The organism is Stenotrophomonas sp. STEN087, from assembly GCF_056759115.1.
Genome location: NZ_JBRRCR010000139.1, coordinates 1 through 6,262, shown reverse-complemented (window position 1 = coordinate 6,262; position 6,262 = coordinate 1). Strand labels below are relative to the sequence as shown.

Annotated in this window: 4 protein-coding genes; 1 reads left to right on the top strand and 3 read right to left on the bottom strand. The window is 67.5% G+C overall.

Going from position 1 to position 6,262, the window contains the following annotated elements:
- Positions 1-98: 98 nt before the first annotated feature.
- The 3 genes from metH to ACVOK1_RS19910 are packed head-to-tail and all read right to left on the bottom strand — an operon-like array spanning position 99 to position 4,811.
- Entirely contained in the window at positions 99-2,783 is a 2,685-nt protein-coding gene (metH, locus tag ACVOK1_RS19920) for a methionine synthase (RefSeq protein ID WP_481563038.1), read from the bottom strand.
- Positions 2,780-3,874, bottom strand: a complete 1,095-nt coding sequence (locus tag ACVOK1_RS19915) for a homocysteine S-methyltransferase family protein (protein ID WP_108769276.1) — start codon at positions 3,872-3,874, stop codon at positions 2,780-2,782. The genes metH and ACVOK1_RS19915 overlap by 4 nt, the downstream gene beginning before the upstream one ends.
- Positions 3,875-3,881: 7 nt before the next feature.
- Complete coding sequence (locus ACVOK1_RS19910; protein WP_108769275.1) at positions 3,882-4,811, bottom strand: ArsR/SmtB family transcription factor; 930 nt, start codon at positions 4,809-4,811, stop codon at positions 3,882-3,884.
- Between the two features lie 163 nt (positions 4,812-4,974).
- On the opposite strand from ACVOK1_RS19910, the gene ACVOK1_RS19905 reads away from it, so the two are divergent.
- Positions 4,975-6,123 (top strand): acyl-CoA dehydrogenase family protein, encoded by a 1,149-nt coding sequence (locus tag ACVOK1_RS19905; protein ID WP_116864474.1) that lies wholly within the window; start codon positions 4,975-4,977, stop codon positions 6,121-6,123.
- Positions 6,124-6,262 lie beyond the last annotated feature (139 nt).

Here is a 6,262-nt window from a genome sequence, read left to right as displayed (position 1 = left end):
CTCCCCGCGCCCCGCTCCCCTGTAATTCCCCCCTCGGGCCCCGGCCCCCCCGCGCGGCGGGGGGCCGAGCGCGCCGGCCCCCCCCGCCCGCTACCGCCTCATTCGGGGTCGTAGTCGAGGTTGGATGCCAGCCAGCGCTCGGCCTGGGCGCGGTCCACGCCCTTGCGGCGCGCGTAGTCACTCACCTGTTCGCGGCTGAGGCGGCCGACCACGAAGTACTGGCTCTGCGGGTGGCTGAAGTAGTAGCCCGATACGGCGGCGGTGGGCAGCATCGCAAAGCTCTCGGTCAGCTCCATGCCGGCGTTCGCTTCGGCCTGCAGCAGGTCGAACAGGCGGCGCTTCTCGCTGTGCTCGGGGCAGGCCGGGTAGCCCGGTGCCGGGCGGATGCCGCGGTACTGCTCGTCGATCAGTGCCTCGTTGTCCAGCGTCTCGGCGTGGTCGTAGCCCCAGAACTCCGTGCGTACGCGCTGGTGAAGGCGCTCGGCCAGCGCTTCGGCGAAGCGGTCGGCGAGGGCCTTCAGCAGGATCGCGTTGTAGTCGTCATGGTCGGCCTCGAAGCGCGCGACGTGGGCGTCGATGCCGATGCCGGCGGTCACCGCGAAGGCGCCGATCCAGTCCTGCTGGCCACAGTCGGCGGGAGCGATGAAGTCGGCCAGGCAGAAGTCGGGGCGCTCGGCCGGCTTGTCCACCTGCTGGCGCAGGAAGTGCAGGGTGGTCTCGCCCTCCGGGTGCTGCACGCGCACGTCGTCGCCGACGCTGTTGGCTGGCCACAGGCCGAACACGGCCTTGGCCTGCAGCCACTTCTCGCCGACGATGCGGTCGAGCATCGCGCGGGCGTCGCGGTACAGCTCGCTGGCCTGGGTGCCGACGATCTCATCGGTGAGGATTGCCGGGTACTTGCCGGCCAGTTCCCAGGCCTGGAAGAACGGCGTCCAGTCGATGTAATCAACCAGCTCGGCCAGCGGGTAATCATCGAATACGTGCAGGCCCGGCTGCTTCGGTGCGGGCGGGGTGTAGTTCGCCCAGTCGCCCTGGAACTTCTGCCCGCGTGCGTGTTCCAGCGAGACCAGGCGCTTGGCATCGCCACGGTTGCGGTGACGCGCGCGGATCTCGGCGTAGTCGGCTTCGTTGGCGGCGACGAAGGCCTCGCGCAGGTCGCGCGAGATCAACGACTGGGCTACGCCGACCGCGCGCGAGGCGTCCTTCACCCACACCGTAGGCGCCTTGTAATGCGGGTCGATCTTCAACGCGGTGTGCGCGCGCGAGGTGGTTGCGCCGCCGATCAGCAGCGGCAAGTCGAAGCCCTGGCGCTCCATTTCGCGCGCCACGTGGCTCATTTCCTCCAGCGAGGGGGTGATCAGCCCGGACAGCCCGATCAGGTCCGCGTGGTGTTCGCGCGCCGCATCGAGGATCTTCTGCGCCGGCACCATCACGCCAAGGTCGACGACCTCGAAGTTGTTGCAGGCCAGGACCACGCCGACGATGTTCTTGCCGATGTCGTGCACATCGCCCTTCACCGTGGCCATGATGATCTTGCCGTTGCTGCGCGCGGTGTCGCCGCTGCGCGCCTTCTCGGCTTCGATGTAGGGCAGCAGGTAGGCCACCGCCTTCTTCATCACGCGCGCGGATTTCACCACCTGCGGCAGGAACATCTTGCCGGCGCCGAACAGGTCGCCGACCACGTTCATGCCGTCCATCAACGGGCCTTCGATCACATCCAGCGGGCGGCTGGAGGCCTGACGGGCCAGCTCGGTGTCCTCTTCCACGAAGGCATCCAAGCCGTGCACCAGCGCATGCGCCAGGCGCTGCGCAACCGGCTTTTCGCGCCAGGCCAGGTCTTCGGTCTTCGCTGCGCCCTTCTTGCCCTTGTAGCGCTCTGCGATCGCCAGCAGGCGCTCGGTCGAATCGCTGCGGCGATTGAGGATCACATCCTCCACGCGCTCGCGCAGTTCCGGTTCCAGCTCGTCGTAGATCGGCATCGCGCCGGCGTTGACGATGCCCATGTCCATGCCGGCGGCGATGGCGTGGTACAGGAACACCGAATGGATGGCCTGGCGCACCGTCTCATTGCCGCGGAACGAGAACGACACGTTGGAGACGCCGCCGGACACGTGGCAGTGCGGCAGGGTCTGCTTGATGATGCGGGTCGCTTCGATGAAGTCGACCGCATAATTGTCGTGCTCTTCGATGCCCGTGGCGACGGCGAAGATGTTCGGGTCGAAGATGATGTCCTGCGGCGGGAAGCCGATTTCATCGACGAGGATGCGGTAGGCGCGCGTGCAGATCTCGACCTTGCGCGCGCAGGTATCGGCCTGGCCGGCCTCGTCGAAGGCCATCACCACCGCGGCCGCGCCATAGCGCAGCACCTTGCGCGCGTGCTCGCGGAACAGCGCCTCGCCTTCCTTCAGCGAGATCGAGTTGACCACGCTCTTGCCCTGCAGGCATTTCAGGCCCGCCTCGATCACGCTCCACTTGGAGGAATCGACCATCACCGGGATGCGCGCGATGTCCGGCTCGGACATGATCAGGTTGAGGTAGCGGGTCATCGCCGCTTCCGAATCGATCAGGCCTTCGTCCATGTTGACGTCAAGGATCTGCGCACCGCTGGCCACCTGCTGGCGCGCGACGTCCACCGCTTCCTCGTAGCGGCCTTCCTTGATGAGCTTGCGGAACTGCGCGCTGCCGGTGACGTTGGTGCGCTCGCCGACGTTGACGAACAGCAGGTCCGGGGTGATGACCAGTGGTTCCAGGCCGGACAGGCGGGTGTAGGGCGAAGTGCTCATGCGGCCTGCTGCTCCTGTGCGCCGGGCAGGGCGCGCGGTGGCAGGCCGGCCACGGCCTCGGCGATGGCGCGGATATGGTCAGGGGTGGAGCCGCAGCAGCCACCGACCAGGTTCAGCAGGCCATCCTCGGCGAAGCCACGCAGGGTGGCGGCCATTTCCTCGGGCGTCTCGTCGTACTCGCCGAAGGCATTGGGCAGGCCGGCATTGGGGTGCGCGCTGACATGGCAGTCGGCCACCTGGGACAGGGTTTCCACGTGCGGGCGCATGGCATCGGCACCCAGCGCGCAGTTCAGGCCGATCGACAGCGGGCGCGCATGGGCCAGCGAGGCATGGAATGCATCGGCGGTCTGCCCCGACAGGGTGCGGCCGGACGCATCGGTGATGGTGCCGGAGATCATCACCGGCAGGCGTGCACCGCGCGCATCGAAGGCCTCTTCCAGCGCATACAGCGCGGCCTTGGCGTTGAGCGTGTCGAAGATGGTCTCGACCATCAGGGTGTCGGCGCCGCCATCGATCAGGCCTTCGATGGCTTCGCGGTAGGTGTCGCGCAGTTCGTCAAAGCTGGTGTTGCGGAAGCCGGGATCGTTCACGTCGGGGCTGATCGAGGCGGTGCGGCTGGTCGGCCCGATCACGCCGATGACGAAGCGCGGCTTGTCCGGCGTGGTCGCTTCGACCGCATCGCAGCAGGCGCGGGCGACGGCGGCGCCGGCCTTGTTCAGTTCGTACACCAGGTGTTCAAGGTGGTAGTCGGCCTGGCTGACCGAGGTCGCGTTGAACGTGTTGGTTTCCACCAGGTCCGCGCCGGCCTGCAGGTAGGCGGTGTGGATGTCACCGATGACCTGCGGCCGGGTGAGCAGCAGCAGGTCGTTGTTGCCCTTCAGGTCGTGGCCTTCCGGCGCGCCGTGGTCGCAACCGGGGCCATGGTCGTGGTCGTAGCCGCCGGCGAAACGCTGGCCGCGGTAATCGTCTTCCTGCAGGTTGTGGCGCTGGATCATCGTGCCCATCGCACCGTCGATGATCAGGATGCGCTCGCGCAGTGCGGCAAGCAGGGCATGGGCACGTTCGGGATGCAGCCAGGGCAGGGCGGACACGGCGACCTCAGGGCTTGTTGGCGATCAGCGAGATGACTTCGAAATGCGGCGGGCGTTTTTCGCGGGTCACGGTTTCCAGGCTGGAGACCTGCAGGCCGGCCTTGTCGACGAACCTGCGCAGCTCCTTGTCGCTGAAGCCGAGGTTGACGTGGCCATAGGCTTCCACCGCGGCCTTGTGCTCGTGGCGGGCCAGGCTGCACAGCAGCAGGCGGCCGCCCGGGCGCAGCACGCGCGCGGATTCGGCCACGGCCTGCGCCGGCTTGCTGGCGTAGGTCAGGGCGTGCATCAGCACCACCAGGTCGAAGCTGCCATCCTTGAAGGGCAGGGCGTGCATGTCGCCCTCGCGCACCTCCACGTTGGGTAGGCGGCGCAGGCGCTCACTGGCGGCGGCCACCACGCGCGCGCTGGTGTCGATGCAGACGTAGCGGCTGGCGTGCGGGGCCACCAGTTCGGCCAGCACGCCGTCACCGGAGGCGATGTCGAGCACGTCGCCGGTCTCCAGCAGCGGCAGCGCGGTGCGGGCCAGGGCTTCCCAGGTGCGGCCCGGCGAGTAGTGGCGTTCCATGTCGCCGGCCACGCTGTCGGCCCAGTTCTGGTCGGCGGCGCGGCTGGCCATCACCGCAGCGACGCGTTCAGCATCCTGGCGCAGCAGTGGATCGTCGCTTCCGTTGCTCAAGGCATGCCACAATGCGCGCTGCGCCGGGTCCAGCTGGGCATCGTCGAAGCGGTAATAGGCCGACACGCCGGCACGGCGGTCGCGGACCAGGCCGGCTTCCTTCAGGCGCGCCAAGTGGGTCGACACCCGCGGCTGCGCCAGCCGGGTGATCGCCGACAGTTCGGCCACGGTCAGCTCTTCCTGTTCCAGCAGCGCCAGCAGGCGCACGCGGGTGGCGTCGGCGAACACCTTCAGGCGGGTCGACCAGTCTTCCAGATCCATAAATATCTACCTATCGCGATATAGAGATATATTCGCCGACGGCAGCGGTTCCGGTCAAGCCGCAACACCCTCCAAGTCAGCCGCCGTTGCCCGGCCCCGGTACAATCGAGCCACCTGGGCGCGCAGTGCGTGGCCCCTATCATCATGTACCTGGGAGGGTGTTGTGGATTTCAGCTTTACTGAAGAGCAGTTGATGCTGCAGGACGTGGCGCGGCGCATCGCGCAGGAGAAGATCGCCCCGAGCGCGGAGCACCATGACCGCACCGGCGAATTTCCGCTTGAAAACATCCGCCTGCTGGGCGAAAACGGCCTGATGGGCATCGAAGTGCCGACCGAATACGGTGGCGCGGGCATGGACCCGGTGGCCTACGTGCTGGCGATGGTGGAAGTCGCCGCCGGTGATGCGGCGCACTCGACCATCATGTCGGTCAACAATTCGCTGTTCTGCAACGGCATCCTGACCCATGGCAGCGAGGCGCAGAAGCAGAAGTACGTGCGCGCCATTGCCGAAGGCGAGGCCATCGGTGCGTTCGCGCTGACCGAGCCGCAGTCCGGTTCGGATGCCACCGCCATGCGCTGCCGCGCGGTCAAGCAGGCCGACGGCACCTATGTCATCAACGGCAAGAAGAGCTGGATCACCTCCGGCCCGGTGGCCAAGTACATCGTGCTGTTCGCGATGAGCGAGCCTGACAAGGGCGCGCGCGGCATCACCGCCTTCCTGATCGACACCGACAACGCCGGCTTCGGCCGCGGCAAGACCGAGCCGAAGCTGGGCATCCGTGCCTCGGCCACCTGCGAGATCGAGTTCAACGACTACGTGGCCCAGGCCGACGACGTGCTCGGCCAGGAAGGCGAGGGCTTCAAGATCGCCATGGGCGTGCTCGACGCCGGTCGCATCGGCATTGCGTCGCAGGCCATCGGCATCGCCCGTGCCGCCTATGAAGCGACCCTGGAATACGTGAAGGACCGCAAGGCCTTCGGTGCCGCCATCGGTACCTTCCAGATGACCCAGGCGAAGATCGCCGACATGAAGTGCAAGCTGGACGCCGCCCTGCTGCTGACCCTGCGCGCGGCGTGGGTGAAGGGTGAAGGCAAGCGCTTCAGCAACGAAGCGGCCATCGCCAAGCTGACTGCTTCGGAAGCCGCGATGTGGATCACCCACCAGGCCGTGCAGATCCACGGCGGCATGGGCTATTCCAAGGAAATGCCGCTGGAGCGCTACTTCCGTGATGCCAAGATCACCGAGATCTACGAAGGTACCTCGGAAATCCAGCGCCTGGTGATTGCCCGCAACGAGACGGGCCTGCGCTGAGTTCGAGTGGACGCGCCGCCCCCCAAGAGGCGGGGGCGGGGGGGGGGGTTGGGTGGGGGGCCCCGGCTGCCGTAGGGGTGGTTACCGCCCCCCGGCGGGGGGGCGCGGGGGTGGGGTCCGTGTGAGACGCCGGCCCGCC